General features: G+C 65.0%; 18 protein-coding genes. 10 read left to right on the forward strand and 8 right to left on the reverse strand.

Annotation, left to right across the window (positions count from 1 at the left end; genetic code table 11):
* Nucleotides 1–44: 44 nt before the first annotated feature.
* Entirely contained in the window at nt 45–1523 is a 1479-nt protein-coding gene (locus EJ070_RS21365; protein ID WP_126093112.1) for an esterase-like activity of phytase family protein, read from the reverse strand.
* A gap of 280 nt (nt 1524–1803) precedes the next feature.
* On the reverse strand, nt 1804–2829 hold the full coding sequence (locus EJ070_RS21370) for a LacI family DNA-binding transcriptional regulator (RefSeq protein WP_126093113.1): 1026 nt from the start codon (nt 2827–2829) through the stop codon (nt 1804–1806).
* A 198-nt stretch (nt 2830–3027) separates the two neighbouring features.
* Between EJ070_RS21370 and EJ070_RS21375 the strand changes: the two genes are divergently transcribed.
* From EJ070_RS21375 to EJ070_RS21395, 5 genes are all read left to right on the forward strand, one after another.
* Complete coding sequence (locus tag EJ070_RS21375; protein ID WP_126093114.1) at nt 3028–4059, forward strand: Gfo/Idh/MocA family oxidoreductase; 1032 nt, start codon at nt 3028–3030, stop codon at nt 4057–4059.
* 2 nt (nt 4060–4061) lie between these two features.
* Entirely contained in the window at nt 4062–4967 is a 906-nt protein-coding gene (locus EJ070_RS21380; RefSeq protein ID WP_189349989.1) for a sugar phosphate isomerase/epimerase, read from the forward strand.
* A gap of 82 nt (nt 4968–5049) precedes the next feature.
* Entirely contained in the window at nt 5050–6063 is a 1014-nt protein-coding gene (locus EJ070_RS21385; RefSeq protein ID WP_126093116.1) for a substrate-binding domain-containing protein, read from the forward strand.
* A gap of 82 nt (nt 6064–6145) precedes the next feature.
* Nucleotides 6146–6940, forward strand: a complete 795-nt coding sequence (locus tag EJ070_RS21390; protein WP_126093117.1) for an ATP-binding cassette domain-containing protein — start codon at nt 6146–6148, stop codon at nt 6938–6940.
* A complete protein-coding gene (locus EJ070_RS21395; RefSeq protein ID WP_126093118.1) occupies nt 6940–7998 on the forward strand; it encodes an ABC transporter permease in 1059 nt (352 codons plus the stop codon). The genes EJ070_RS21390 and EJ070_RS21395 overlap by 1 nt, the downstream gene beginning before the upstream one ends.
* Nucleotides 7999–8007: 9 nt before the next feature.
* Here the strand turns inward: EJ070_RS21395 and EJ070_RS21400 are convergent, their stop codons facing one another.
* Entirely contained in the window at nt 8008–10704 is a 2697-nt protein-coding gene (locus tag EJ070_RS21400) for a UvrD-helicase domain-containing protein (RefSeq protein WP_126093119.1), read from the reverse strand.
* 180 nt (nt 10705–10884) lie between these two features.
* On the opposite strand from EJ070_RS21400, the gene EJ070_RS21405 reads away from it, so the two are divergent.
* Nucleotides 10885–13203 carry a glucose/quinate/shikimate family membrane-bound PQQ-dependent dehydrogenase gene (locus tag EJ070_RS21405; protein WP_126093120.1) on the forward strand — a complete coding sequence of 773 codons (2319 nt, stop codon included), beginning with the start codon at nt 10885–10887 and terminating at the stop codon, nt 13201–13203.
* 15 nt (nt 13204–13218) lie between these two features.
* Here the strand turns inward: EJ070_RS21405 and EJ070_RS21410 are convergent, their stop codons facing one another.
* A complete protein-coding gene (locus EJ070_RS21410) occupies nt 13219–13656 on the reverse strand; it encodes a hypothetical protein (protein ID WP_126093121.1) in 438 nt (145 codons plus the stop codon).
* A gap of 239 nt (nt 13657–13895) precedes the next feature.
* Here EJ070_RS21410 and EJ070_RS21415 point away from each other — a divergent pair, with 239 nt between their 5' ends.
* The gene (locus EJ070_RS21415) at nt 13896–14798 is read left to right on the forward strand and encodes a dienelactone hydrolase family protein (RefSeq protein ID WP_126093122.1); all 903 of its coding nucleotides are present in this window, start codon (nt 13896–13898) and stop codon (nt 14796–14798) included.
* A gap of 50 nt (nt 14799–14848) precedes the next feature.
* Here EJ070_RS21415 and EJ070_RS21420 read toward each other — a convergent pair whose 3' ends face one another.
* The gene (locus tag EJ070_RS21420; RefSeq protein ID WP_126093123.1) at nt 14849–15763 is read right to left on the reverse strand and encodes a DMT family transporter; all 915 of its coding nucleotides are present in this window, start codon (nt 15761–15763) and stop codon (nt 14849–14851) included.
* A gap of 88 nt (nt 15764–15851) precedes the next feature.
* Between EJ070_RS21420 and EJ070_RS21425 the strand changes: the two genes are divergently transcribed.
* On the forward strand, nt 15852–16328 hold the full coding sequence (locus EJ070_RS21425; RefSeq protein ID WP_126093124.1) for an Lrp/AsnC family transcriptional regulator: 477 nt from the start codon (nt 15852–15854) through the stop codon (nt 16326–16328).
* Here the strand turns inward: EJ070_RS21425 and EJ070_RS21430 are convergent.
* Both EJ070_RS21430 and EJ070_RS21435 read right to left on the reverse strand, forming a co-directional pair.
* Entirely contained in the window at nt 16314–16529 is a 216-nt protein-coding gene (locus tag EJ070_RS21430; RefSeq protein WP_126093125.1) for a hypothetical protein, read from the reverse strand. The two genes, EJ070_RS21425 and EJ070_RS21430, sit on opposite strands and share 15 nt — an antisense overlap.
* 144 nt (nt 16530–16673) lie before the next feature.
* Entirely contained in the window at nt 16674–17159 is a 486-nt protein-coding gene (locus EJ070_RS21435; RefSeq protein WP_126093126.1) for a thioesterase family protein, read from the reverse strand.
* Between the two features lie 164 nt (nt 17160–17323).
* Between EJ070_RS21435 and EJ070_RS21440 the strand changes: the two genes are divergently transcribed.
* Nucleotides 17324–18736 carry an FAD-linked oxidase C-terminal domain-containing protein gene (locus EJ070_RS21440; RefSeq protein WP_126093127.1) on the forward strand — a complete coding sequence of 471 codons (1413 nt, stop codon included), beginning with the start codon at nt 17324–17326 and terminating at the stop codon, nt 18734–18736.
* Between the two features lie 15 nt (nt 18737–18751).
* Here EJ070_RS21440 and EJ070_RS21445 read toward each other — a convergent pair whose 3' ends face one another.
* A complete protein-coding gene (locus EJ070_RS21445) occupies nt 18752–19714 on the reverse strand; it encodes a Dyp-type peroxidase (RefSeq protein WP_126093128.1) in 963 nt (320 codons plus the stop codon).
* A 210-nt stretch (nt 19715–19924) separates the two neighbouring features.
* Here EJ070_RS21445 and EJ070_RS21450 point away from each other — a divergent pair, with 210 nt between their 5' ends.
* Nucleotides 19925–23890, forward strand: coding sequence for an AsmA-like C-terminal region-containing protein (locus tag EJ070_RS21450; protein WP_126093129.1), 3966 nt, complete (start codon nt 19925–19927; stop codon nt 23888–23890).
* Nucleotides 23891–23928 lie beyond the last annotated feature (38 nt).

Consider the following 23928-nt stretch of genomic DNA (forward strand, 5'->3'; position numbering starts at 1 on the left):
ATCCCTTCCGGGCTCGAAGCGATGGAGCGCCCCCGGCGGCGGTGCTAGTTCGCGGCGAGGCTGCTTCCCGACAGGCCGGGGAGGGTAACCTGGTAGACGAGGAAGGTGGTGTCGACATCGGCGCCATCCTCGGCCTTGTAGGGGGCGCCGACCTGGAAGCCATCCTGGGTCAGGAAGTCGTTGTCGTTGGCGACGAACAGGAAATAGTCGTCGGGCAGCTTCGGATCGAGCACGCTCACCAGCGACATCGCTTCCCATTTCTCCGAGAGGTTGTTCTTGTCGTTCGGCGCGCCATTGTGCAGGCCGAAGCGGCCGAGCTCGCCCTTGTCGTTGATGTCGATGAAGGAGGTCAGCTTGGCCGGCGTCACCGACGGGTCGAGCACGCCTTTCGGCGCAACCGGCTTGTCGGCGGCATCGAACGGGCCGTTGGCGATATCGGTGGCGGCGGAGAGGTCGACGATCTCGATCTTGCGGTAAAGCGACTCATCGCCCTTGACGCCCTGGCCGTTGCCGCTGTCGCGCGCCAGCATCAGGAAGCTCTTGTCGGACAGCGCAACGATCTCGCTCTGCGCAGCCACCTTGGTCTTGCCCTTGGCGTCCTTGAACACCGGCAGCGGCACGACATCTCGCGCCAGCTTGAGGTGAGCGAGGTCGGAGGCGTCATAGACGAGGACGCGGGTGTTCTGGCGCGTCGAGCCGGAATCGCCGCCATCCTGGCGGGTCGCCGACTGCAGCACGGCGATCAGGAATTTGCCGTCCGGCGTCATCGACATGCCCTCGAGGCCCTGATTGTTCTGGCGGCCGGTCTCGGGATCCTTCGGATCGGCCTCGGCCGCGCCCGGACCAGGATTGTCCGAAGCGAAATTCGGCTTGCTGTGGCGCGTCGGCACCAGGGCCGCCGGCGGCTGGGTGGCCGACATCAGATGGCCGTCCGCCGAGAAGCGGTAGATGTTGGGGCCATATTCGTCGGAGATGAACATGGTGCCGTCGGGCAGGCGTGCGATCGCCTCGTCGTCCAGCGAAAGCTTGCCGTTGTCGGCTTGCGGCAGCATCGGCATGTCGCCGGCGGCCGGGCGCACGCCGTTCAGCGGATCGAGGCCGGTGGCGTCGGCGCCCTTGTCGTCGGTCAAGAGCATGGTATCCGCGAGCGTCACTTTCACGCCCGACTGTTCCTGTCCGGCGGCGGGCGCGGCGCCCGGAGCGGTCGGGGTCAGCTCGACCGAGATGGTGTTGAGGCGCGGGCGATAGTCGGTGGTGCCTTCGACGTTATAGCCGCGATCGGGCAGCAGCCAGAGCGAGCCCTTGTAGCCGGCGCCGTCACGCGCCCAGGACTTGGTGTCGATCGACATGCCGGAACCGGAACCAAAAGTCTCGCCGAACTTGTCCTTCTGGCCGGCCGGAATGCGGCCGACGCCGACAAGCCCCTTGTTGACGTAGGCGACACCGTCGGCGAGCGCCGGGGTGAGGGCGGTGAACAGAGCAAGTGCCGCGCCGAGCGCGACGGTTCGGGTAAGACGCTTCATGAAATATCCCCTTGTGACGAGCGGAGCGGCCATGGCTGAAAGAGCGCGGCATCGGCGATGCGGCGGCCGTCGAACGGTCTAGGACGTGAACGTGATGGTTGCGTGACAAGAGGGGTGCACTTCCCCCTTCTCCCCTTGTGGGAGAAGGTGGATCGGCGCGTCAGCGCCGAGACGGATGAGGGGTGCTGGAAGAAATAAGGCGATGCCAAGCCGGAGCACCCCTCATCCGACCTCGCTTCGCTCGGCCACCTTCTCCCACAAGGGGAGAAGGGAAAAGCGATCAATCGCTTTCCCGCGCGATCAGCTCCAGCGGCCAGACCTCGCGGATGGTTCGCGGTCCCTCCGGGCCGGCATAGGCGGGGAGCGAGGCCAGCAGCATCTCGGCCAGCCGCCGGCCCATGGGCTCCAGCGACGGACGGAAGGCGGTCAGCGCCGGCGAGAAGTAGCGGCAGAGCGGCGTGTCGACGATTACGATCACCGCTATGTCGTGGCCGGGCCTGATGCCCATCTCGGCCAGTGCCTTGCAGCCGCCGAGCGCCATGGCGTCATTGTTGAAGATGATCGCCGTTGGCCTGTCCTTGGAGAGCATGACGCGCGGCGTCACCTGGTAGCCGCCGGCCTCGTTGATGAAGCCGTCGGCGATCAGGCTGGGGTCGACTTCGATGCCGTGCCTCTTCAGCGCCCTGCGGTAGCCGTCGAGGAACAGGTAGCCGAAGTTGAGATCAAGCGAAGGGCGGATGGCGGCAATGCGGCGGTGGCCCCGCGCGACCAGCCGGTCGACGGCTTCATCACCCGCTCTCTCGAAATCGATATCAAGCGAAGGATAGGTGTCGCCGCCGGATTGACTTCGGCCAAGCGTGGCGAAGGGAAAGCCCGCCTTGCTGAGATAGTCGATCCGATCGTCTTCCCGCCGTGTATTGGCCAACACGACCGCGTCGGCCCGGCGCGTCTCAACCACGCGGCGCAGCCTCTCCTGCTGATATTGACCGGGCTCACCCATGACGACCATCAGATCTAGGTCATACTCGGCGAGCCGCGCCTGCAGACCGGTCAGGAACGGGATGAAGAACGGCTCGCCATATTGCTGGTCACCGGGATGCGGTTGAAGCATGAAGGCGATCGAATGGGTGGCGCCTTTCCTCAGACTCCGGCCGGACTGGTTGGGCGCGTAGTTCAGCTTCCTGGCGGCCTCGAGCACGCGCTGGCGCGTCTCCGCATTGACATCGGCGCGGCCGTTCAGCGCGCGGGACACGGTGCCGATCGAAATGTTCAGGTGACGCGCGAGATCGTGGATGCTGGACGCCAAGGCCGGTTCTCCCCCTGTCTTCGCTAGCACCGGCCGCCCTTCAGGCCAAGCAGTGGATGTCGATTTTCGCGAGCAGGTGATTGACATTCTACGCTATCGGGTGTGTTGTCGTAAACGTTTACGGAAAAACGTTTACGGTGATGCCGTGGATTGCCGTGACACTCGGCCTGGAGGGGCCGAGCGGAGGAGGAGCGCTGGATGATGAAGGTCGTCCTGGTCGGGTGCGGAGCCATGAGCAGGCAGTGGCTCGATGCCGCAAGGCAGATCGAGGGGCTCGCCATTGCCGGCCTCGTCGATCTCGATGCGGCGCGGGCTGAGGCGAGGGCGCGCGAATACGAACTCGCCAACGCAATCGTCGGCACCAGCCTCGACGCCGTCCTCGATGAGACGAAGCCCGACGCCGTATTCGATGTCGTGGTTCCGGCGGCACGCCGCGAGGTCGCGCTTTCGGCCTTTGCCCATCATTGCCACCTGCTCACCGAAAAGCCGCTGGCCGACAGCCCCGAGAACGCGCGCGCCATCGTCGAAGCGGCGCGCCGCGCGGGCCGCATCCACGCGGTCGTCCAGAACCGGCGCTATGTCACCAATGTCAGACGGATCAGACGCTTCCTCGACTCCGGCGCCATCGGCAAGCCGACCAGCATCCATGCCGATTTCTTCATCGCGCCGCATTTCGGCGGCTTTCGCGAGGAGATGGCGCATGTACTGCTACTCGACATGGCGATCCACACCTTCGACGCCGCGCGCTACATGGTCGCCGGCGAGCCGGCCAGCGTTTATTGCCAGGAGTGGGAGCCGGCCAGTTCCTGGTACCGGCAGGGCTCGTCGGCGAGCGCCGTCTTCGACCTCGGCGGTGGCAAGGTCTTCACCTATGCCGGCTCCTGGTGCGCCGATGGCTTCCGCACCAGTTGGGAAGGCAGCTGGCGCATCGTCGCCGAGCGCGGCAGCCTGTTGTGGGACGGACATGACGGGCTGAAGGCGGAGGTGATTGCGTCCGGCCGCGACGGAATCATCGACAAGACGCAGCCGATCGATGTGCCGGCGCTCGACGCCGCTGATCGGGTGGGCGGCCATCTCGGCATCATCCAGGATTTCATGCGCGCGATCGAAACCGGCACCGAGCCGGAGACGCGCGGCACCGACAACATCAAGAGCCTGGCCATGGTCTTCGGCGCCATCGAAAGCGCGGAGACCGGACGGCGCGTGGCGATCGCGACCCAGGAAGGATGACGATGCCAAACCCGCTTCTCGATATCAGGATCGGCACCATGGTGCGGGCCAATCTCGACGACCCGGCCGCCTACATCAAACAGATCCTGCCGTTCGGCTTTGAGAGCATCCAGCCCTTCTTCTGGCAGACGCTGGGCGGCAAGGATCTGCGGCGGCTGGCTGGAGAGATCCACGAGGCGATCGGCGATGCTGACGTGACCGTTTCCTCGATCGGCGTTTTCGGCAATCCGCTGGAGAGCGGCGATACCGATCGCGGCGTGCTCGCGGCCTGGGAGACCGTGATCGACAATGCGCACCTCTTCGGCACCTCGCTGATCAGCGGCTTCACCGGCCGCATCCGCGGCAAACCGCTGACCGACAGCCTGCCGCGCTTCCGAGAAGTGTGGGGGGCATTGGCGAAGCGCGCCGCCGACAAGGGCGTGCGCATCGCCTTCGAGAATTGCGCCATGGACGGCAACTGGGCGAGCGGCGACTGGAACATTGCGCATAACCCGGATGCCTGGGAGCTGATGTTCAACGAATTGCCCAACGACAATCTCGGGCTGGAATGGGAACCGTGCCATCAGCTCGTCTATCTGATCGACCCGATCCCGCAGATCCGCAAATGGGCGCCACGCATCTTCCATGTCCATGGTAAGGACGCGACCGTGCGCTGGGACGTGATCCGCGAGCACGGCGTGTTCGGCCGCCTGCCCTTCGTGCAGATGCGCACGCCGGGCTTCGGCGACAGCGACTGGACGCGCGTGATCAGCGAATTGCGGCTGGCCGGCTACAAGGGCGCCATCGACATCGAAGGCTGGCACGACCCGGTCTATCGCGGCGACCTCGAGATCACCGGCCAAGTGCGCGCGCTCGACTATCTGAAGCAATGTCGGGGAGGGAACAGCTACCTGCCCAATCCGGTTTGAGTGCCGGCCGGCGGGAGGAGCCGGCCGATCCGAATCACTGTCGAAGCCCTTGATCGCGAGGGAACAAAAGGGAGGAACGTGCATGAGCATGACGACCAGAAGGACTGTTCTACGCTCGACCGTCGTGGCGGCCGCCACGGCGCTCTGCGCCTCGATTTCCACCTTGCCGGCAAAGGCGCTTGACGCCCAATGGTGCAAGGACGTCCATGTCCGCTTCTTCGTCGGCGGCGCCGAGGGCGACGCCTTCGGCACCATCGTCTACAATGGCGCCAAGCAGGCGGCCGCCGATCTCGGACCGAAAGTCGACTACATCTTCTCCCAGTGGGACGTCGAGAAGATGGTGCAGCAATTGCGCGAGGCGGTGGCGGTCAAGCCGAACGGCATCGCCATGATGGGCCATCCGGGCGACGCCGCGATCATGCCGCTGGCCGAGCAGGCGCATAAGGACGGCATCAAGATGATGTACCAGAACGTGCCGGTGCCGAAGGTGGTGGCGGCGTTCGGCGGCGGCTATGTCGGCGCGCAGCAGGAACAGCAGGGCCGCGCGCTCGGCGCCGAGGCCTTCAAGCTCGGCAAGCTCAAGGCCGGCGACAAGGCGATCATGATCGGCCCGTTCGAGAACGAGAACCGCGGCGCGCGCGAGCGCGGCACAGTCGCGGCGCTGAAGGAAGCGGGTGTCGAGGTCATCCAGCTCTCCTCGCCGCCGAGCGGCGAATGGGCGTCCGATCCCAACCTTGCCATTCCGGTGATCACGGCGGCGCTGCTCAACCATCCGGACGTCAAGGCGGTCGGCTATCCCGGCGGCCAGATGCTCGGCAATGTCGCCACCTACATGCAGGCGGCGGGTCGCAAGCCGGGCGACATCTTCAATTTCGGCTTCGACACCAGTCCGCAGATCGTCGAAGGCTTCAAGGGCGGCTGGGTGCAGCTCACGGCCGACCAGCAGCCGTTCCTGCAGGGCTATCTGCCGATCCTCAGCCTCTGCCAGCAAGTGGTGCTGGGGTTGGCACCGATGAATGTCGACACCGGCGCCGGCTTCGTGACGCCGCAGAACTACGAGATCGTCTCAGAGCTCGCCAAGCAGGCGTTGCGCTGACCTCCCAGGCTGCCGGCCGGGCTCGACCCGGCCGGCAGGACCGCCGGCGACGCCGGCAAGCGACAATCAAGGCGAGGATCGCATGGCCGAACGCATCATCGAACTGCGCGACATCAAGAAATCCTATGGCCAGGTCTATGCGCTGGGCGGGGTCAACCTCAGCGTCGATCGCGGCGAGGTGGTCGGCCTGATCGGCGACAACGGCGCCGGCAAGTCGACACTGATCAAGATCCTGTCCGGCGTGGTCAAGCCGACCAGCGGCGAGATCCTCGTGCGCGGCCAGCCGGTCACCGGATGGAGCGCCGCGCGCTCGCGCGACGCCGGCATCGAGACCGTGTTCCAGGACCGGGCTCTCGCCGTGCAGCAGACGATCGTGCGCAACATCTTCATGGGCCGCGAGCTCACCGGTTGGCTGGGCTGGCTGAAGGTCAACAAGGAGATCGAGGAGGCGAGCCGGCTGATGCGCGAGATCGGCTTCACCTCGAAAGTGTTCACGCCGCATTCCATCGTCGGCCAGCTTTCGGGCGGCGAACGCCAGGGCGTGGCGATCGCGCGCGCCATCTACAAGCAGGCGGAACTGATCATCCTCGACGAGCCGACGACGGCGCTGTCGCTGACCGAGACCGCCAAGGTCTTCCATTTCGTGCGCCAGGTGCGGGCGAGCGGCCGGTCGATCCTGTTCATCGGCCACAACATCCATCATGTCTTCGACATCGCCGACCGCTTCGTGGTGCTCGACCGCGGCAAGGTGGCGCTCACCGCCGACCGCAGCGAGGTCAAGTCGGCCGAAGACCTCATCAACTTCATGGAAGACGTAGCACACCCGGGCGGCTTGCCGGGGCTGCATGAGGCAGGCGGAGCGGAGCAGAGAGCGTGATGAGCAAGGCCATGGAACCCGATCTGCAAACGCCTCTGGGAGGGGCAAGCGGCCAAGCAGCCAAGGAATCAGGCAAGGAGTGGAACCATCCCTCCGACCACTGGCTGCGCGGCTTCGTCCTCGACAACCGCGCCGCCCTCGGCACGCTCGCCGTGTTCATCGTCATGATGGCGGTCTTCATCATCGCCAACCCGACCGTCTTCACCACCTGGTATCTCTACAGTTCGGTACTCACGACGCTTCCGGTGGCGCTGTTCGTGGTGGTGCCGCTCGTCTTCGTCGTCACCTGCGGCGAGATCGACCTGTCGTTTCCGGCGACGATGGGCTTTGCCTCCTGGGTCTTCGCGCTGGTCGTGCAGGCAGGCTACGATCCGTTCCTAGGCATTGCCGCGGCGCTCGTCACCGGCACGCTGCTCGGCTTCCTGGTCGGATCGCTGGTGGTCTATGGCGGGCTGTCGTCGCTGATCGCCACACTCGGCATGAATTTCCTGCTGCGCGGCCTGATCCAGATCATCAACGAGGGCAAGTCGACGGCGGTGACCAGTCTGGCCGACAGCTCGGCCTACGCGATCTTCTCCAGCCAGATCTGGGGCATCCCAGTGCAGATCTTCTGGGCCATCGCCTTCGTCGTCTTCTCGGCGCTGCTCTACAATCGCCACCGCTTCGGCGCGCAGGTGAAGGTGGTCGGCGACAATCCGGACAGCGCCAAGCAGATGGGCATCGACGTCAAGCGCGTGCGGGTCAAGGTGTTCGTCTTCACCGGCATCGGAGCCGCGATCGCCGGCACGTTCTCGGTGATGATCAACTTCACCTGGTGGCCGACGGCCGGCGACGGCTATCTGTTGCCGGTGCTGGCGTCGGTGTTCGTCGGCGGTACGCCGACCTGGGGCGGCATAGGCACGGTCGTCGGCGGCGCGATCGGCGCTGTCACGGTCTCGTTCATCCAGACCGGCGTGGTGGCGGCGGGCCTGAGCGGCTTTTACGTCCAGTTCTTCAACGGGCTGATCATCATCCTGTCGCTGCTCGGCCACAAATGGAACCAGGCAAGGTATCGGTGAGGGGGCTGATCAAACGCTGGTGACGAAGCCGTCCAGCACGCGTTTCTGGCCGGCCTTGTCGAAGTCGATGGTGAGCTTGTTGCCGTCGATGGCCGCGATGTTGCCATTGCCGAACTTCTGGTGGAAGACGCGGTCGCCGACGTTGAAGGCTGACGGCGTATCGGCGACGGACTTGGCGACCAGCTCGCCCTCGATGGTGCGGCCCTTCACGCTCGTCCTGCCGGCGCCGTAGCCGCTGTCGGTCTCGCCATAGCCGATGCGCTCGACCTGGTGGCCGGAGCGCGTGCCCCAGTTGCGGTCGGTCGCCTCGGTGCGGTTCGCTTGCGCGCGCTGCCAGCCGGGCGTCGCATAGGTGTTGGAGAAGCTGCCCGATTTCTCGGCGCCGATATTGTCGAAGCGCGACGCGCCGTAGGGGTTCTGCCGGCCGCCGCCGCGGCCGGAGGCAAATGAGCCGCCGCCATAAAGATTGCCGTAGCCGCCGTAGGAATTGCCGCTGTCTGCGACATCGACATGGGTTTCCGGCAATTCGTCGAGGAAGCGCGACGGGATCGTCGATTGCCACAGCCCGTGGATCAGGCGGTTGGAGACGAACCAGATGTGGAGGTTCTTCTTGGCGCGCGTCAGGCCGACATAGGCAAGGCGGCGCTCTTCCTCCAGGCCGGAGCGGCCGCCTTCGTCGAGCGCGCGCTGATGCGGGAAGAGGCCTTCCTCCCAGCCGGGAAGGAAGACGGTCTCGAATTCGAGGCCCTTGGCCGAGTGCAGCGTCATGATCGAGACCGCATCGAGCGACTCGCCCTGCTCGGCCTCCATGACCAGCGCCACATGCTCGAGGAAAGAACGCAGCGATTCATATTCCTCCATGGAGCGGATCAGCTCCTTGAGGTTCTCCAGCCGCCCGGGCGCTTCCGCCGAGCGGTCGTTCTTCCACATGTCGGTGTAGCCGCTCTCCTCGAGAATGGTCTCGGCGAGCTCGGTGTGCGGCTTGGTCTCCAGCGCCTTCTGCCAGCGCTCGAAATTGGCCGCGACCTCGCGGAGCGCTGCGCGCGGCTTCGGCTTCAACTCGTCGCTTTCGGCAAGCGTCGCGGCGGCCTCCAGCATCGGGATGCGTAATGTCCGCGCCGTGTCGTGGATCTGGCGGATGGTGGCTTCGCCCAGCCCGCGCTTCGGCACGTTGACGATGCGCTCGAAGGCAAGGTCGTCGCCGCTGTTGGCAACGACGCGGAAGAAGGCCAGCGCATCGCGGATTTCCATCCGCTCGTAGAAACGCGGACCGCCGATGACGCGATAGTTGAGCCCAAGCGTGATGAAACGGTCTTCGAAGGAACGCATCTGGAACGACGCGCGCACCAAGATCGCCATGTCGTTCAGATTGTGCTTCTGGCGCTGGTAGGCCTCGATCGTCTCGCCGATAGCGCGAGCTTCTTCTTCCGAGTCCCAGGCGGCATGGACATGCACCTTATCGTCCTCGGGATCGTCGCGGTCGGTGAACAGCGTCTTGCCGAAGCGGCCTTCATTGTAGGCGATGAGGTGCGAGGCCGCGCCCAGGATGTGGGCGGTCGAGCGGTAGTTGCGCTCCAGCCGGATGATGGTGGCGCCCGGGAAATCCTTGTCGAAGCGCAGGATGTTGTCGACCTCGGCGCCGCGCCAGCCATAGATCGACTGGTCGTCGTCGCCGACGCAGCAGATGTTTACGGTGGATGCGCGCCGGTTTCCCTCCCCCTTGAGGGGAGGGTGGCCGGGCGAAGCCCGGTCGGGTGGGGGCCTCGCGGCAGTGCTCGACGCTCTGGTGTTTGGTGACTGGGCGGTGCCTTCTGCGGCGACCCCCTCCGCCCGCTTCGCGGGCACCTCCCCCTCAAGGGGGGAGGACTGCGGCCGCTGCGCCAGCAGCCGCAGCCACATATACTGCGCGGTGTTGGTGTCCTGGTACTCGTCGACCAGGATGTATTTGAACTTGCGGTGATAGTCCTTCAGCACGTCCGGATAGGCGCGGAAGATGCGGATCGGGTGATAGAGCAGGTCGCCGAAGTCGCAGGCGTTCAGCGTCTGCAGCCGCTCCTGATAGGCCTTGTAGAGCTGGCGGCCCTTGCCGTTGCCGAAGCTGCGCGCGTCGCCTTCCGGAATCTCGTCGGGGCCGAGGCCCTTGTTCTTCCAGTTGTCGATCATCTGGGCGAACTGCTTGGCCGGCCAGCGCTTGTCGTCCAGCCCTTCGGCCTGGATCAGCTGCTTGATCAGCCGCACCACGTCGTCGGTGTCGAGGATGGTGAAATCGGATTTCAGCCCGGCAAGCTCGGCATGTCTGCGAAGCAGCTTCACTCCAATCGAGTGGAAGGTGCCGAGCCACGGCATGCCCTCGACATTGCCTTCGCCGATCAGCAAGCCGATGCGCTGCTTCATCTCGCGCGCGGCCTTGTTGGTGAAGGTCACGGCGAGGATCTGCGAGGGGAAAGCCCTGCCGGTGGCAAGGATATGGGCGATGCGGGTGGTCAAGACCCGCGTCTTGCCGGTGCCGGCGCCGGCCAGAACCAGAACCGGGCCTTCGGTGGTTTCCACCGCCAGCCGTTGCTCGGGATTGAGGCCCTTCAGATAGTCGGGCGCGCTGTTTTGAGCGCTGCGGGCGGCCATGGCGCGCGCGGCAATGCCGGACGGGGCCGCGGGCCGCGCATTCGGTTCGTCAAAGAAGGGCATGTCTTCCGAAAACCCGGACATCGCCCCGAATGTAGTGATTCGGCAGCGAAAGGCCAGAAGCGTCTACGTTTTGTTCCATTTTTGCGCTGCTCTGGTTCGCTTGACAGGCGCGGCCGGGGAGGGAAAGCTGCCGGCAGGGCAGGGACGGCACGCCGTTGCCTGAGAGGCGCCGCGCGGCGCAACAGTCGAAGGAGTATCATCTTGGCTGTCACCATCACCTCCCTCGTCCTCTTCCTCATCGGCATGGTTCTCGGCGGCGGCGGCGTCTGGTTGGTCTCGCTGGGCGGCAGCTGGTACTACGTGATTGCCGGCCTTGCTTTCCTGATCACCGCCTTTCTTGTCTTCCGCCGCAAGTCGACATCGTTATGGCTCTACGCGGCGTTCGTGATCGCCACGCTGTGCTGGGCTGTCTGGGAGATCGGCTTCGACTGGTGGCAGCTCGCTCCGCGCGGCGGCGTCATCGTGCTTATCGCGCTGTGGCTGCTGACGCCGTGGGCACGCCGCGGGTTCGCTGGTCCTGACGGGCGGGCGCCGTTGATCCTGGCGGTGTTGGCCTCGCTTGCGGTCGCGGGGTACTCGATGACGGCCGACCCCAAGGACATCGGCGGCACGCTGGGTTCCGACAAGGTGGCGCCGACGGCCAATCTCGGCGGCGACATGCAGGCCGGCGAATGGCATTTTTACGGCCGCACGCCGTTCGGCCAGCGCTACTCGCCGCTCGACCAGATCACGCCGGACAATGTCGCAAGGCTGCAGCCGGCCTGGACCTATCGCACCGGCGATGTGAAAGGTCCCGACGATATCGGCGAGACGACCTATCAGGTGACGCCGCTGAAAGTTGGCGATGCGCTCTTCATCTGCACGCCGCACAACTTCGCCATCGCCATCGATGCCGCGACCGGCAAGGAGAAGTGGCGCTATGATCCGAAGATCAAGCTGGACCCCGACCGCCAGCATCAGACCTGCCGCGGTGTTTCCTATTACGCCGATGCCAAGATCGCGGCCGGACAACCATGCGCCGCGCGTGTCTATCTGCCGACGTCCGACGCGCGTCTGATCGCGCTCGATGCCGCGAACGGCCAGGTATGTCCGTCCTTTGCCGAAGGCGGGACGCTGAACCTGCTCGCCAACATGCCCTATCCGAAGTCGGGCTACTATTATTCGACCTCGGCGCCGCTGATCGTCGCCGGCAAGATCATCGTCGGCGGCGCGGTCAACGACAATTATTCGACCGAGGAGCCTTCGGGCGTCATTCGCGCCTACGACGCCGGCACTGGCGCGCTGTTGTGGAATTGGGATTCCGGCAATCCGGACCAGACGACGCCGCTGCCTGCGGGGCAAAAATACACGAACAACTCGCCGAACATGTGGTCGACGGCGAGCGCCGACGAGAAGCTCGGCCTGCTCTATGTGCCGCTCGGCAACCAAACGCCGGACCAGCTCGGCATGGGCCGCAGCGCCAATGTCGAGAAATTCTCCTCCTCGATCACCGCGCTCGACCTCAACACCGGGCAATTGCGCTGGGTTCGCCAGCTGGTGCATCACGATCTGTGGGACATGGACGTGCCGGCCCAACCGACGCTGGTCGACATCACCTCGGTCAACGGCACGGTCGTGCCGGCACTGGTCGGGCCGACCAAGCAGGGCGACCTCTATATGCTCGACCGGAGCACCGGAGAGCCGATCATCCCGGTGAAGGAAATGCCGGCGCCGGGTGGCGCGATCGAAGGCGACCATGCCTCGCCGACACAGCCGGAATCGGACCTGTCTTTCAATCCCAAGCCGCTGACCGGCGCCGACATGTGGGGCGTCACCATGTTCGACCAGCTGGCGTGCCGGATCGAGCTCAGGAAGCTGCGCTATGAGGGGCGCTATACGCCGCCCTCGCTGCAGGGATCGCTGATCTATCCCGGCAATTTCGGCGTCTTCAACTGGGGCGGCGTCGCGGTCGACCCGGTGCGGCAGGTGATGTTCGGCATGCCGACCTATCTCGCCTTCACGTCCAAGCTCATTCCGCGCGCTGACGTGCCGCCGCCGGGCGACAACACCAAAGGCAGCGAACAGGGGCTCAACCGCAACGAGGGCGCGCCTTACGCGGTGGTGATGGGACCGTTCCTGTCGCCGCTCGGCATTCCCTGCCAGGCGCCGCCCTGGGGCTATGTCGCCGGCGTCGATCTCAGGACGGGAACTATCGCCTACAAGCATCGCAACGGCACCGTCTACGACATGACGCCGCTGCCGCTGCCGTTCAAGGTCGGCGTGCCGGGCATTGGCGGGCCGATGGTCACCGCCGGCGGGGTCGCCTTCCTGGGCGCCGCGGTCGACGATTATCTGCGCGCCTACGATCTCACCACCGGCAGGCAGCTCTGGCGGGCAAGGCTGCCCGCGGGAGGGCAGTCGACGCCGATGACCTACACGGTCGCCGACGGCCGCCAGTTCGTCGTCATCGTCGCCGGCGGTCACGGCTCGGTCGGCACCAAGCCGGGCGACTACGTGATGGCCTACACGCTGCCGAAGTAAGGCGCCGGGTTAAGCTCAAAGGCCAAGGTGGCTCCTCAGGCTGGGCACTTGACCGAGCACCTGGTTGGTGAGGTCGGGGCCGGCAGCCGCTTCGGCCTGCTTGATCAAAGTCTCGCCGGCCTGCCGGATCTGCGCCATGTCGAGGCCGGACTCTTTCAGTGCCGCGACGCCGTTGATCAATGCGCCTGCCTTTTCGCCGAGCACGCCGCCCAACGCTCCCTGCAGCGAAGACAGCAAGCCGCCACCCGAACCAGCTGCGGCGCCGGCGGCCATCACATCGTATTTCTGGGCCAGCGCATCGGCGCCCGGGATCTGATCGAAGAAGGACGAAACGCTGGTGCCTTCAGCTTCGTGCTCGAGCACGGAGAAGATGGTGCCGACGACCTTCTCGGTGGTTGGCTGGTCGAGCCCCGCCTTCTGCGAAACGGAGTTGACGATATCCTGAACGTTCATGGCATTCCCCTTTTCGTCGTCTGGATCGGGCGCGACCGTATCGACAGCTTCCCTTCCTAATGTGACAGCACCATCAAGGCTTTCGGAAATGACCAAAACGTGATGACCCGCCTTGGCGGTATCCGCCGCGAGGGAAGCGTGCCGATGAACGAACGATCCGGCCAGACGGTCACCCGTCCGTGACTGGACCGGGCAAGCTTCAACCCTATCTTGCGCATCACACAGTCACGGGGAGAACCATGACCGAACCTTCAGCCAGGCCTGTCATCACGCAGCCCATCATCACTCAGGCGATGATCGATGCCTATGACGAGTACACGCATTTGACCCTCGACCGACGCCGCTTCATGGAGCAACTGACCAGGCTCGCCGGATCGGGCGCGGCGGCCGCTGCGATCGCACCGATGCTGGCGGCGAATTCGGCCCAGGCGGCGATCGTCGCCGAGGACGATCCGCGTGTGAAGGGTGAGGACATCGCCTATCCGGGCAGCAGCGGCGAGATGAAGGGCTATCTGGTCAAGCCGGCGGGCCAGTCTGGCAAGCCCGGCACCGTTATCGTCGTCCACGAGAATCGGGGACTCAATCCGCATATCCGCGATGTCGCCCGGCGCGTGGCGCTGGAAGGCTTCATCGCGCTGGCGCCCGATTTCCTGTCGCCGCTCGGCGGCACGCCCGCCGACGAGGACAAGGCGCGCGACATGTTCGCCAAGCTCGACGCCGCCCAAGTCACGGCCGACGGCGTCGCGACGGTCGCGTACCTCAAGGGCTTGAAGGACGGCAACGGCAAGGTCGGCGCGGTCGGGTTCTGCTGGGGCGGCGGCACGGTGAACCAGCTTACCGTCAACGCACCGGACCTCAGCGCCGGCGTCGCCTATTACGGCATGCAGCCGAAGGCCGAGGATGTGCCGAAGATCAAGGCGGCGCTGCTGTTGCATTATGCCGGGCTGGATGAACGCATCGACGCCGGCATCGATGCCTACAAGAAGGCGCTCGATGCTGCGCATGTCGAATACACGGTCTATGTCTATGATGGCGTCAACCACGCCTTCAACAACGACACCTCGGCCGCGCGTTACGATAAGAAGGCGGCCGATCTCGCTTGGGGGAGGACGATCGCGTTCCTGAAAGAGAAGCTGGCCTGAGGTGTGTGATGTTCAGGTGAGCCCGGCCTGCAAACGACACCGTCGGCGGATCACTCCTGCGCCGGCTTGTGCATGGCCACGCCCACCACGACCAGCGCAATGCCGAGGCAGTCAGTGAGGCTCGGAACTTGTCTGAGCACGATGACGCCGATCAGCGTCGCGGTGAGCGGCAAGAGCGAGAGCATCAAAGCGAAGCTGGCGCGCGGCAGCCGCGCCATGGCGAGCTGGTCGCAGATGTAAGGGATAACCGAGGAGCAGATGCCAACGCCGATCGCGGCGACGAGCAGTTGCGGGGCCGAAAAAGCGGGCAGCGCCTCGCTGAAGCCCACCGGCAGCACGACGAGGAAGGCGATCGCCATGGCGGTGCCGAGACCTGTGATGCCGATGCCGGTCTGGGCGATGCGGTGGCCCAGCACGATGTAGCCGACGAACAGCGCGCCGTTCAAAAAGGCCCAGAACAGGCCGACCGGGTCGCTGGACCATTTGATATCGATCAGCAGCAAGGTGCCGGCGACGGCGATGGCCAGCGCTGCGACATTGCGCCGGCTCCTGAGGCCGACCAGCGCGACGCCGATCGTGCCGACGAATTCGATCGCGGCGACCAGCGAGATCGGCAGGCGGTCGAGCGCCAGATAGAACGCGCAGTTCATCACCGCCAGGCAGGCGCCGAAGGCCAACAGCAGGAGCCGTGCCGAGCGGTCGGCGCGCGCGAAAACCTGCCACGGCTTGGTGAGCGGCGCGAAGACGAGCGCGGCCGTGGCGATGCGCAGCCAGGCCATGCCGAGCACGCCGACCTGAGCGAACAGCAGCACGGCGAAGGCCGGTCCGAGATAGTGGAAGACCGCGCTGACGCAAAACCAGACATGCGGCGGCAGCGCTTTGGCCAGCCCGGCGAGGGCAGGGCGCGCAGCGTTGATGTCGCCACTGGCCTGGTTCGTTCCACGAACTTGCGCTTCAGAATTCATAGGATCATTATCGCAGGCGAACTTCGCGGTTGATATGGGCGATGAACGGCCTTGATAGCCGTTCACTTTCCAAAGAAAGATAATTCTCTTGAAACGCCTTCGAAATGAAAATGCCGATCTGGATGCGGCCGACCTGAAAATCCTACGGCTCCTGGAGAAGGATGCCCGCACCAGCACGGCTGAGCTTGCGCGGACCGTCGGGCTCTCGGCGCCGAGCGTGGCCGAGCGCATCCGCAAGCTGCAGGAGAATGGCGTGATCGAGGCCTATACGGTGAGGATCAATCCGGCGGCGCTCGGCATGAAGCTGTCGGCATGGCTCAGGATCAGACCGGTGCCCGGGCAGCTTTCCATTGTGGCGGAGATCATCCGCGAGCTGCCGGAAATCGCGCAGTGCGACCGGGTGACCGGCGAGGATTGCTTCATCGCGCTCGCCCATGTCGGCTCCGTGGCCGAGCTGGAGCGGGTGATCGACAAGATCATCCCCTATGCGATGACCAACACCGCCATCATCCAGTCGTCGCCGGTCGAGCCGCGCTCGCCGCTCGGCGGTTTAAGGGAGCGCTGAGGGCTCGGTATGCCCCCGCCTCATGCGCGCCTGTTTCAGAATCGCGCGCCAGCGGATCATGTCGAAGGGTATGGGCTCGTTGTTGTTGGCGATATGGAAGATCTCGTTGTTGACGTTCTTCAGCGATCGCCAGAAATCGTAGTCGGTGATGCGCGGATCGGCCACCAACCGCTCCACTTCGACCTTGATGTCGGTTTTCATGCACTGTCCTCGCGCCGCATTCCGCCTGCCGCCCGCGCGTAACCCGGTACGGCGGTTTTCGAACCGTCCACTGAGTCGTTCAACGGACTCAAGTGGCTTGTTCACGTTAAAACCTTGGTAAGGTTAACGCGGGCGCGCCGCTTTTCAAGCGCTCTTGCGTTTGATGCCGATCGAGCGGCCGGCGCGCTCCGGCATCGGCAGCGCGGCATGGGCGGCGCGCATGGCTTCAATCTGCGCCATCACATCGGCCGGGAAGGGGGCGACCTTCGGTCCGGCCATGTCGACATGCAGCGCAAGCTGCTCGGACGTTGCGGCCAGCCAGCCGTCGACATGGCGGATTTCCTGATAGGCTCTCAGCCGCTTCTCGTCATGGTCGATGAGCTGGAAAGAGACCTTCACCTTATGGTCGAGATGCAGCTCCTGCACGTAGCAGACATGGACTTCCGCCGTGTAGATGGTGAGGCGCCGTTCCTTGGCGTAGTTCGGTCCCATGCCCATCAACTCGAACGCTTCGTCCGAGCAGCGGTCGAACAGCACGTTGTAGTAGGCCATGTTGAGATGGCCGTTATAGTCGATCCAGTCCTTCTCGATCGCCATCGGCTTGGAAATGATCGGCGCGGGCATCGTCATCTGGTTTTCCTTGATCGTCGCTGGACAGGGCGTGGCTGGTGCGGTTCTCGTTGTTTGGCGCAATTCCGGACGGAAAACCGCTTCACACTTTTCCTGGAATTGCTTTAGGCATCATCCATAGCTGCATTACAAGAGTGGCCGCTGGTCCATTCGCGGAGGAAATCATGGCTTTGAGCGACCTCAATCCCGTCGAGCGCAACGAGGAAGGCATCGCCGCCGTGCTCGGCATCCTCAAGCAACAGTTTGGCGAGCGTTTCCAGACCGGAGAGGCGATCCGCAGCCAGCACGCGCACACCACCACCTATATCCCGACCCAGGCGCCGGACGGCGTCGCCTTCGTGGAGAGCACAGCCGAGGTGCAGGAGATCGTGCGCGCCTGCGCCGCGCATCGCGTGCCGGTCATCGCCTTCGGCGTCGGCTCCTCGCTCGAAGGGCACACCAATGCGCCGGGCGGCGGCATCTCGATCGACACCTCGCGCATGAACCGCATCCTGTCGGTCAATCCGCAGGATCTCGACTGCACGGTCGAGCCCGGCGTGACGCGCGAGGACCTCAACCGGCATCTGCGCGACACCGGCCTGTTCTTCCCGATCGATCCCGGTGCCAACGCCTCGCTCGGCGGCATGGCGGCAACGCGCGCGTCGGGCACCAACGCCGTGCGCTACGGCACCATGCGCGAAAACGTCCTGTCACTGACCGCCGTGATGGCGGACGGCGAGGCGGTGACGACCGGCAAGCGGGCAAAGAAAAGCTCGGCCGGCTATGACCTGACGCGGCTGCTGATCGGCTCGGAAGGCACGCTCGGCATCATCACCTCGCTGACGCTGAGACTCCAGGGCATTCCGCAGGCGATCTCCGGCGGCGTCTGTCCTTTTCCGAGTCTTGAGGCAGCCTGCAACACGGTGATTGCGACCATCCAGATGGGCATCCCGGTGGCACGCATCGAACTGGTCAACGCGTTGCAGATGCGGGCGATGAAGAATTATTCCAAGCTCGACTATCCCGAGAGCCCGTGCCTGTTCGTCGAATTCCACGGCAGCGACGCGGGCGTCGCCGAACAGGCCGAAACCTTCGGCATGATAGCCGAGGAAAATGGCGGCGGGCCGTTCCTGTGGACCAGCGTCGCGGAGGAGCGCACGAAGCTCTGGAAGGCGCGGCACGACGCCTATTGGTCTTCGCTGACGCTCCGCCCCGGCGCCAAGGGGCTTTCGACCGATGTCTGCGTGCCGATCTCGCGGCTCGCCGAATGCGTCACCGAAACCGAGGCCGACATTGCCGAAATGGGCCTGATCGCGCCGATCGTCGGCCATGCCGGCGACGGCAATTTCCATGTGCTGGTGCTGATGGATGTCGACAATCCGCAGGAAATCGCGCTCGCGGAAAAATTCGTCGCCAGGCTCAACATGCGCGCGATCGCCATGGAAGGCACCTGCACCGGCGAGCATGGCATCGGCCAGGGCAAGGTCGGCTTCCTGCGTCATGAGCTCGGCCACGGTGTCGATGTCATGCGCACGATCAAGCAGGCGCTCGATCCGCTGAACATCATGAACCCGGGCAAGATCTTGCCGGCAGGGTGATCCGGCGGCCAGGCGCTATTGCGGCTCCGCAAGCTTCTGCAGCATGGGTCGGGTCGGCGCGAAGAAAGTCGTGCCGGTGTGCGGCGTCGAGAAGTCGAGCAGCCGGTCATAGGCGCCCGGCGGTTCGCCGACATACATGCGCTGCAGCATCTTTTCGATTACCCACAGATAACGGGTGTAGCCGATAAAGTAGGTTCCGAACTCCTTCTGCCCTGGCCGGCCGAAAGGCATGTTGTCGCGTAGGATGTCGTATTCGTTGCCGGCGTCGTCCTCGATCGTGGCGAGCGACTTGTGCGACTTGCGCGGCTTGTCGTCGTCATCGATCTCGATGTTGTCGATCTTGGTGCGGCCGATGATCTCCTCCTGGACATGCGTCGGCGTTTCCGCCCAGGAACCGAGATCGTGCAGATATTTCTGGACGACGACATAACTGCCGCCGGCGAAATCGGCATCCTCGTCGCCGATAAGGGCCGAAGCCGGCAGGTCGAGGCCGGTCGGGTTGGCCGTCCCGTCGACGAAGCCCAGCAGGTCGCGCGCGTCGAAATAGCGAAAGCCGGTGACCTCGTCGACGACCGTCACGCTGCCACCCAGGCTGCTGAGCAGGATGCGTTCGAACTCGAAGCACATGTCGGAGCGTTCAGCACGGATATGGAAGAGGAGATCGCCCGGCGTGGATGGCGCCGAATGGACCGGTCCGTCGATCGGCGCAAAGGGTTTCAGTTCGCGCGGCCGCCCGTCCGGTGAGAGACGCGCCCATAGCTCGTGACCGATGCCGGCGATGCACGACAATCGGCCGGACAGGTCACGGAAGCCGACATTCTTGACGAGATCGTCAAGCTGGCCGAGCACCGAGGCCACCTTCGAGAGCGCCGCCCTATCGCCGCCGACCGTGACGACGAGAAAAACCGCGGCGAGCGACAGCGGAGCATCGACGCTTTGCGCATCGATCGGGACCCTGTCCCAGTTCTTGCCTGACATCGGGAATGCTCCGCGTTTCGGTGGGGATGATCGCGACCGGCGCTTGGCCGCTCGGGGTAGCGTGTGCTCCAAAAAGATATCGCGACCGCGAGCGATCGCGCAACCGCGGATGCTGCTCTCGATTGCGCGCCGACACCGGCGAATTGCCTCTTTATCGACACGCGGATGCGGGTAGAGTGCGGCTGACTTTAATCCTACGCTCTGGAGCAGATGCTCGCACGCCTGTTCGTGATCTTCGGTGGCCTGTTCGTGCTGGTGCTGTGCGCGGCGCTGGTGGTGCCGTATTTTATCGACTGGACCGGCTACCGCGCCGATTTCGAACGCGAGGCGAGCACCATCCTTGGCCGCAAGGTGACAGTGAAAGGCGATGCGACGGCGCGGCTTTTGCCTTTCCCGTCGGTGACCTTCTCCAACGTCGAGGTCGCCGGCGGCCCTGGCGGCCAGCTGGCAATGACGATGGAGACCTTCTCCATGGATGCGGAGCTTGCGCCTTTCCTGCGCGGCGAGCTGCTCATCTTCGACATGCGGCTGGTTCATCCGAAGGCGACCATCGACGTCGCCGGCGACGGCACGGTCGACTGGGCGATACGCCCGACAACGCCGTTCGATCCGAACCAGATCGCGATCGAGAAGCTGACAGTGACCGAAGGACAAATCGAACTGCGCCATGCCGCTGGTGCCCGCAGCCACCTGATTTCCGAGATCAACTCGACCATTTCGGCCAAGTCGCTCGCCGGCCCCTGGCGGATGGACGGCACGCTGCGCTTCGACGGCCTGCGCACGGACGTCTCGGCCTCGACCGGCAAGGTGGAGCCGGACGGCCAGATGCGGCTCAGGCTGAAGGCGGATCCCGATGCCTATCCGCTGATCATTGAGACCGACGGCAACGCCGGCATCGTCAAGGGCGCGGCGGTCTATTCCGGCCAGTTCAAGGTTTCGGCCTCCAACAAGAATGGGGCCGACAGAAACTCGGCCACGCTGCGCGGCACCGACGGCGAGCCCGTGAAGGTCAGCGCCGGCAAGCCCGATCCCGGCTTCCGGCTGAACGGCAAATTCGCGCTCGACCACCAAAAACTCAACGTGGACGAGTTCCGCTTCGAGACCGGGCCACTCGACAATCCCTACACCGCAGACGGCAAGGCCTCGGTCGATCTCGGCCTGAAGCCGCATTTTTCGATCGAGGCCAGCGGCGCCCAGGTGCAGTTCGACGAGGCGGTGGGCGCATCCGCGGGAACCGGGCTGACGCTCGATCAACGCATCGCGGCGTTCGAGCAGACGCTGCTGCACATGCCGAAGCCGACGATACCGGGCACGGTCGAGGTCAGGCTGCCGGCGGTGGTGGCGGGCGACACCACGGTGCGCGACGTGCGGCTCTCGGCCGAGCCGGTCGAGGGCGGCTGGTCGGTGAAGTCGCTTGCCGCGACGCTGCCCGGCCGCGCGACGCTCGAAGCCGACGGCATGCTGAGCGTCGAGGACCGCTTCGGCTTCACCGGCTCGCTGCTTCTTGCTGTCGGGCAGCCGTCCGGCTTCGCCGCCTGGCTGTCGAAGGATGTCGACGATGCGATCCGCCGGTTGCCGGCGGCGGGCTTCAAGGCCAAGGTCGATCTCAGCGAGAACCGCCAGTCCTTCAGCGATCTCGAGCTCATCCTCGGCAAGGCGAAGTTCTCGGGCAGCATCGATTCCACCCAGCCAGAGGATGCGAGGCCCTCGGTGCTGATGCGGCTGGAAGGCGGCGATCTCGATGTCGACGGGCTGGCGGCCTTCGCTTCGATCTTCGTCAGCGACAAGGGCGCCAACCGGTTCTCCGACCGCGACCTCGATTTCCAGATCAAGGCAGGCCCGGTCAGCGCCGGCGGATTGACTGCCGACACGGTGGATACCGCATTGAGGCTCCGTCAGGGTCTGCTCGAAATCGACCGGCTCTCGGTCGGCGGGCTTGCCGGCGCATCGATCAGCGCCACCGGGCGCGTCAAGGATTTTCCGGAAAGCCCGACCGGCAAGCTCGACGCTTCCGTCGTGGCCGTGGATCTGAAGCCGCTGATCGACGTCGCGGCGCGACACTATCCGGACAATCAGCTTCTGAAGGGCCTGGCTGCTCGTGCGGCCGCCTATCCCGAACTGTTCCAGGATGCCCGTATCGACCTGGTCACGAGTGCCGCCGACAATGGCGACGGCACGACGGGGCTCGCGCTCTCCGCGCAAGGCAAGGCCGGAGGCTCCGCCTTTTCGGCCTCGCTTTCTGGCAAGGGGACGACAGATCGGCTTCTCGATGCGCCGGTATCGCTGACCTTCAATGCCCGCAACGAGAACGCTGCCACGTTGCTCGCGCTTTACGGATTGCCGGCGCTGCCTCTCGGCATGCTCGGACAGGCGACCACGGATCTCTCGGCGAAAGGCTCGCTGGGCGGCGGTCTGGCGACCAGCTTCAACCTGACGGCCGACGATTTCAGGGCGAGCTTTGACGGTACCGTCGCCGAGACACAGCAAGGCGCCACGGCGAAGGGCAAGGTCAATCTCGACGCCGCCGATATCGAGCCGTGGCTGATGACGACAGGCGTCGGGCTGCCCGGCATGGGAACCGGCACTTCGGCATCGCTGGCCGCCGATGCCGATTTCGGCAATGGGCTTCTGGTGCTGAGCGGGCTCACCGGCGCGATCAACAAGGCCGCAGTGTCCGGCGACGTCAATGTCGACATGAAAGATGGGCTGCCGCATCTCGCGGGCGCGCTGGCGCTCGACGAACTCGATCTCGACCCGCTGGCGGTGTCGCTGTTCGGGGACCAGTCCTTCACATCCGACAAGAGCGGCTGGCCGACCGCGCCGTTCAGCCAAAAGTCGACCCTGCCGTTCAGTGCCGATCTCGATCTCGATACGGCCGCCCTTGCCGCCGGGCCGTTCGCCACCGCGCATGACGCGGCCTTGTCGCTGAAGCTCGACCAGGAAGGCATCCATGTCTCGAACCTCAAGGCCACGCTCTATGGCGGTGCGCTGACCGGGCTGTTCGAACTCAAGAACACGGAAGGCACCGGTCTGTTTTCGGGTCAGTTGAAGCTGGCCGGCGGTGATCTTTCCGTGCTGCCGGGTTCGGGCGTCAGCGGCAGCGGCGATATTTCCGCGGCGCTGTCGACCAGCGGCAAGTCGGTCGATGCGATGATTGCCGCCTTGTCCGGGTCAGGCACCGCGGCGCTGAAAGGCTTGAACATCACGGGTATCAATCCCGACGCCTTTGCCGCCATCATTGCCAGGGCCGACGCGATCGGGCGCGATATCGACGCCGCCAAGACTGCCGGCTTCGCGCCTGAGATCGCCGGGGAGGGCCGTTTCGCGGCAGGTGACAGCGATATTGCCTTCACCGTTGCCAATGGGACGCTGCGCGCGCCGCCGATCAGCCTAGACAATCCAGCGGCGATGCTGACGGCCGACGTAACCGCCGACATCAACACAAGCACCGTTTCAGCAAGGGGCGCGATTACCTATCGTCCCGGCGACGAGGCGCTGGTCGGTTCCGCGCCGGCCGTGAATTTCAGCCTCGCCGGTCCGCTCGGTGCGACGACGCGTCAGTTCGACAGCGAACCGCTGGCGCAGTTCCTGACCCAGCGCGCGCTGGAGAAGGAACAGCAGCGGGTCGAGGCAATGCAGGCGGCGCTGCTCGAGAAGCAGAGGCTGCGGCGCGAGGCGCGCTACTACGCCGCGCTGCAGACCGAGCGCGACCGGGCGGCCGAAGAATTGCGCCGGCAGGAGGAAGAGGCGCGGCAGAAGGCCGAGGCTGAGGCCAAGGCGAAAGCCGAGGCGGAGGCACAGGCAAAGGCGGAAGCTGAGGCGCAGGCCAAAGCGGAAGAAGAGGCGAAAGCCAAGGCGGAGGCCGATGCCAAGGCTCAGGCCGAGGCGGAAGCGCGCGCCAAAGCGGAGGCGGAAGCGAAAGCCAAAGCGGATGCGGAAGCGAAAGCCGAGGCAGAACAACGGGCTGCCGATGAGGCGGCCAAGGCTCAAGCCGAAGCGGATCGCAAGAAGGCTGAACAGGCAAAGCTGGAAGCCCAGCGTAAGGCGGCCCAGCAAACGCCAAAGGTCGACCGGTCGCTTCCAGGCGTCAACGACAGTTCAGCGCCGGAGCCGCCGAAGCCCAAGGCCAATCCGTTCACGATCGACAATCTTTTGAAGTCGCTGGACGGCGGCTGAGACTCATCCAGTCAGGAAGCTCGCGAATTCTCCACACC

It is taken from the genome of Mesorhizobium sp. M1E.F.Ca.ET.045.02.1.1 (assembly GCF_003952485.1).
Lineage (GTDB): Bacteria > Pseudomonadota > Alphaproteobacteria > Rhizobiales > Rhizobiaceae > Mesorhizobium.

Excerpts from the sequence above, each read along its gene's own strand:
- EJ070_RS21365 (WP_126093112.1), bottom strand. The coding sequence starts at position 1,523 with ATGAAGCGTCTTACCCGAACCGTCGCGCTCGGCGCGGCACTTGCTCTG.
- EJ070_RS21375 (WP_126093114.1), top strand. The coding sequence starts at position 3,028 with ATGATGAAGGTCGTCCTGGTCGGGTGCGGAGCCATGAGCAGGCAGTGG.
- EJ070_RS21380 (WP_189349989.1), top strand. The coding sequence starts at position 4,062 with ATGCCAAACCCGCTTCTCGATATCAGGATCGGCACCATGGTGCGGGCC.
- EJ070_RS21385 (WP_126093116.1), top strand. The coding sequence starts at position 5,050 with ATGAGCATGACGACCAGAAGGACTGTTCTACGCTCGACCGTCGTGGCG.
- EJ070_RS21390 (WP_126093117.1), top strand. The coding sequence starts at position 6,146 with ATGGCCGAACGCATCATCGAACTGCGCGACATCAAGAAATCCTATGGC.
- EJ070_RS21395 (WP_126093118.1), top strand. The coding sequence starts at position 6,940 with ATGAGCAAGGCCATGGAACCCGATCTGCAAACGCCTCTGGGAGGGGCA.
- EJ070_RS21400 (WP_126093119.1), bottom strand. The coding sequence starts at position 10,704 with ATGTCCGGGTTTTCGGAAGACATGCCCTTCTTTGACGAACCGAATGCG.
- EJ070_RS21410 (WP_126093121.1), bottom strand. The coding sequence starts at position 13,656 with ATGAACGTTCAGGATATCGTCAACTCCGTTTCGCAGAAGGCGGGGCTC.
- EJ070_RS21415 (WP_126093122.1), top strand. The coding sequence starts at position 13,896 with ATGACCGAACCTTCAGCCAGGCCTGTCATCACGCAGCCCATCATCACT.
- EJ070_RS21420 (WP_126093123.1), bottom strand. The coding sequence starts at position 15,763 with ATGAATTCTGAAGCGCAAGTTCGTGGAACGAACCAGGCCAGTGGCGAC.
- EJ070_RS21430 (WP_126093125.1), bottom strand. The coding sequence starts at position 16,529 with ATGAAAACCGACATCAAGGTCGAAGTGGAGCGGTTGGTGGCCGATCCG.
- EJ070_RS21435 (WP_126093126.1), bottom strand. The coding sequence starts at position 17,159 with ATGACGATGCCCGCGCCGATCATTTCCAAGCCGATGGCGATCGAGAAG.
- EJ070_RS21440 (WP_126093127.1), top strand. The coding sequence starts at position 17,324 with ATGGCTTTGAGCGACCTCAATCCCGTCGAGCGCAACGAGGAAGGCATC.
- EJ070_RS21445 (WP_126093128.1), bottom strand. The coding sequence starts at position 19,714 with ATGTCAGGCAAGAACTGGGACAGGGTCCCGATCGATGCGCAAAGCGTC.
- EJ070_RS21450 (WP_126093129.1), top strand. The coding sequence starts at position 19,925 with ATGCTCGCACGCCTGTTCGTGATCTTCGGTGGCCTGTTCGTGCTGGTG.